This window comes from Photobacterium galatheae (genome assembly GCF_000695255.1).
In the GTDB taxonomy this organism is placed as follows: domain Bacteria; phylum Pseudomonadota; class Gammaproteobacteria; order Enterobacterales; family Vibrionaceae; genus Photobacterium; species Photobacterium galatheae.
Map to the genome: position 1 here is coordinate 1 of NZ_JMIB01000078.1, position 716 is coordinate 716.

The following is a 716-nucleotide window of genomic DNA, read 5'->3' on the forward strand; positions in this document are numbered from 1 at the left end:
AGATATTCCAGATTGCCGTCTGTCAACCAGCGCACCCGATCCCCGGTGCGGTACAGCCGGGTATACCCCTTCGCTTTATCGGCTTCGGTGGCAAACGGGTTGTCAATGAAGCACTCCGCTGTCAGTTCAGGCCGGTTGAGGTAGCCCCGGGCCAGACCGGCCCCGCCGATGTACAACTCACCCACCGCGCCCAGTGGCAGCAATTGCTGATTGTCATCCAGCACATACAACTGGGTATTGCTGATGGGCGCGCCGATGCTCACGTCATTCGGAAGCACGGTTTTCTGAGTCGCACAGACCGTTGCCTCGGTCGGACCATACTGATTAAAGAGAGTCTCGACCGGCAACTGAGCCAGCGGATTTAATGATTCGCCCCCCACATGCAAGACTTTCAGGGAGGTTCCGGCAAGCTTATCGCCCAGATAGTTGAACAGCGCTGTTGGCAGGAAAGCCTTCCTCAGTTCATGCTCAGCCAGATAGTCCAGCAGCACCTGCTCATCACGCTGCATCACCGATGAAGCAAGATGCAACTCACATCCGAACATGAGGGATGGCAACAGCTCATATACCGATGCATCAAAGACATAATTCGCAAAACACAGGACTTTCGCCAGCGGAGCGAGCTGATGACTGTCCCGCATAAAGTACGCCAGATTCACCACGCCCTGATGCGCCACCATTACCCCTTTCGGCTGACCTGTGGTTCCCGAGGTGTA

At 55.9% G+C, this 716-nt stretch carries 1 protein-coding gene; it reads right to left on the minus strand.

Annotated elements, in window-relative coordinates; genetic code table 11:
* Nucleotides 1-716: AMP-binding protein (locus tag EA58_RS20730; RefSeq protein ID WP_036757609.1), on the minus strand; the 716-nt coding region annotated here is incomplete at both ends.